Source organism: Hymenobacter persicinus (assembly GCF_004167665.1).
Lineage (GTDB): Bacteria > Bacteroidota > Bacteroidia > Cytophagales > Hymenobacteraceae > Hymenobacter > Hymenobacter persicinus.
In genome coordinates, this window is the sequence record NZ_SEWE01000103.1 from 1 (window position 1) to 2759 (window position 2759).

Below are 2759 nucleotides of genomic sequence, written 5' to 3' on the forward strand. Positions count from 1 at the left end.
ATTCCCTGCACGCTGCCCACGCCGCGGTGGCGGCCAAAACAGAGGCCCTGGACATTCTGGTCAACAATGCCGGGATTCTGCCCGGCCACCCCGGCGCCGGCGTCGGCGACGACCCCGGCACTCAGCGCCTGGGCCAGCTGCGCTACGCGGATGCCATGCAGGTGCTGGCCACCAACGCCGTGGGGCCGCTGCTGGTCACCCAGCAGTTTTTGGATTTGCTGCGCAAGGGCCGCAAGAGCCGCATTGTGAGCATCTCGACCGGCCTGGGCTCGCTCACGCTCAAAGCCTCCGGCAGCCAGTACCACTACAGCGCCAGCAAGGCGGCCATGAACATGTATATGCGCACGCTGGCCGCCGAGGCCGGCCACGACGACATCGTCTCCATTATGGTAGACCCGGGCTGGATGCGCACCGACATGGGCGGTACCGGCGCGGCGCTGCTACCCGCCGACTCGGCCAGGGGCATTATCCGCCTCACCGACCAGCTCCACGCCGAGGAAAACGGCAGCTTCGTGACCTGGCAGGGTAAGCCTGTACCGTGGTAGCCGCCGCGCTCCAGCGCCCAGTTCACCTAAGAAAAGCCGCTCCAGACGAAGCGGCTTTTTTGTTGCCAGAGTGGTACTTACTCGGCGGCGGCTTGAATTAAAACCAGATTAAATATTCAGTTAATACAATCCGTCTTTCCCTAGGGCGCGTAACTCTCTGCAATCCATGTATTCTTCAGCTTACCCAACCCCGACCTTGATGAAAACTACCTTTACTCGCTGGAGTACGGCGCTGCGCAGCGCTGCCCTCGGAACCCTGCTGGCCGGAGCCACCGCCCTGCCCGCCGCCGCCCAGACCGTGTACGGCCTGACCGGCACCAACACCCTGATTGCCTTTAACGCCACCGCGCCGACCGTTGCGCTGAGCAACACGGCCATCACGGGTATCAACAGCGGCCAGACCATCGTCGGCCTCGATTTCCGGCCCAACACCGGGGAGCTGTTTGCCCTGGGCTACGACGCCGCGGCCCAGACCGGCCGGCTCTACGTTATCAGCCTGACGACGGGCACGGCCACGCCGGTGGGCACGGCGGCCGTGTCGATGCCGCTGGGAGGCACTGGCGCCCGCATTGGCTTCGACTTCAACCCTACCGTGGACCGGATCCGGGTGGTGAGCAGCGCCAATCAGGCCAACCTGCGCCTGAATCCCGTCACGGGGGGTATTGCCGCCACCGACCTGAGCCTGGTGTACGCCGCTACCGACCCCAACACCGGCGCTCTGCCCGGCGTGGGCGCCGTGGCGTATACCAACTCCTACATCGGCAGCACCGCCACCACGCTCTACGACATTGACGAAACCAGTAGCCGCCTGCTGACTCAGAACCCGCCGAACAACGGCGTGCTTAACACGGTCGGCACCCTGACTACGCCCACTACCGGCACGGGCCAGAGCACCGACCTCGACATTTACTTCAACCCCACCACCGGCGCCAACACGGCCTATATGTCGGCGGCCGTATCGGGCGTGGCGGGCTTTACGTCCACCCTTTACACGGTGAACCTGGCCACGGCCGCCGCGACGCAGGTGGGCACCATTGGCACGACTCCGCTCGAAGTGCGCGACATTGCCGTGCAGATTGTGCGCCCGGCCACTCTGCCGGCCGTTACGGGTCAGCTGGTGTACGCGCTGGCGGGCACCAACCTGCTCACCTTCGATTCGGCCCAACCCGGCACCATCCGCACCTCGGTCGGCATCACCGGCGTGGATGCGGCTCAGACCCTGGTGGGCCTGGACGTGCGGCCGCTCAATAACGCGCTGTACGCCCTGGGCTACGCTTCGGGCACCCAGACCGGGCAGCTGTATACCATCAACGCTACCACCGGCGTGGCCACCTCCATCAGCAGTTCCCTGGCGCTGGCGCTGGGCACCGGCAGCATCGGCTTCGATTTCAACCCCACCGTGGACCGGATCCGGGTGGTGGGCGCCAACCGCACCAACTACCGCCTGAACCCCGTCAATGGGACGCTGGCCGCCACCGACGGGCAGCTCACCTACACCACGGGGACCAACGTACCTTCCATCGGGGCCGTGGCCTATACCAACAGCTTCAGCGGGGCCAACGCCAACTCGGGCACCACGCTCTACAACTACGATGAGCTGCTGAACGTGCTCAACACCCAGGCTACGGCCAACCCGCCCGCCGATGGGCAGCTGACCACCGTGGGCGCCTCGGGCATCACCGTCAACGCTGCCGCGCCCAACGTGGACCTCGACATCTACAGCACCGGCATCGGCTTGAACACGGCGTACATGGTGGCCAACCCCGGCTCGTCGGTCAACAGCAACTTCTACACCGTGAACCTGGCTACGGGGGCCGCTACGCCCGTGGGCACCACCGGCCAGATCGGCAACGGCATCACGGTCCGCGACATTGCCGTAGCCGCTGCTTCCGGCGTTTCGACCGGGGCCCGCAGCCGCGCGGAGTTGGCCGCCACCGCCCTGGGTGTGTACCCCAATCCGGCCGCAGACCAGGCCAGCGTGGCGTTCCGCCTCACCAAGGCCAGCCAAGTGACGGTCACCGTGTTTGACGCCCTGGGCCGGCAGGTCGACGTGCTGACCACGGACGTGCTGGCAGCCGGCAACCAGCTGCTGCGCTGGGAATCGGGTAAGGCCCGTGCCGGCCTCTACTTCGTGCACCTGACCCTGGATGGGCAGCCCGCCGGTATCCAGCGGGTGGTCATCATCCACTAGCGCCCGGCGCTGAAACGCAAAAA

General features: G+C 66.0%; 2 protein-coding genes. Both read left to right on the forward strand.

Annotated elements, in window-relative coordinates:
• Nucleotides 1-545 (forward strand): SDR family NAD(P)-dependent oxidoreductase (locus EWM57_RS20705; protein WP_129923202.1); only part of this gene is annotated, 545 nt, incomplete at its 5' end.
• Between the two features lie 199 nt (nt 546-744).
• Nucleotides 745-2736, forward strand: coding sequence for a DUF4394 domain-containing protein (locus EWM57_RS20710; RefSeq protein WP_165370603.1), 1992 nt, complete (start codon nt 745-747; stop codon nt 2734-2736).
• Nucleotides 2737-2759: the final 23 nt, after the last annotated feature.

Bases quoted from the DNA above. Each gene is read 5' to 3' on its own strand.
- EWM57_RS20710 (WP_165370603.1), top strand. From the start codon at position 745: ATGAAAACTACCTTTACTCGCTGGAGTACGGCGCTGCGCAGCGCTGCC.